The sequence below is a fragment of the Mycobacterium persicum genome (assembly GCF_002086675.1).
Classification (GTDB): Bacteria; Actinomycetota; Actinomycetes; order Mycobacteriales; family Mycobacteriaceae; genus Mycobacterium; species Mycobacterium persicum.
On sequence record NZ_MVIF01000372.1, the window covers coordinates 1 to 234 of the forward strand.

Sequence of the window (234 nt, forward strand, 5' to 3'; positions counted from 1 at the left end):
GCACCGGCGGTGCCGGCGGAACCGGTGGAACCGGAGGACTTTTCGGCACCGGAGGGACCGGCGGCGCCGGCGGGGCCGGTGTGGGAAACGGAGGTGCCGGCGGGTCCGGTGGCAACGCCTGGCTTGCCGGATCGGGGGGCGCCGGAGGTGCCGGCGGAGGTGCGGGAACCTCCGGCTCGGGCGGCCCGGGCGGATCCGGAGGCAATGGCGGGTGGCTGTCGGGCAACGGGGGCG

General features: G+C 78.2%; 1 protein-coding gene. It reads left to right on the forward strand.

Going from position 1 to position 234, the window contains the following annotated elements; genetic code table 11:
• A partial coding sequence (locus BST40_RS31015; protein WP_208618984.1) for a hypothetical protein occupies nt 1–234 on the forward strand: 234 nt, incomplete at both ends.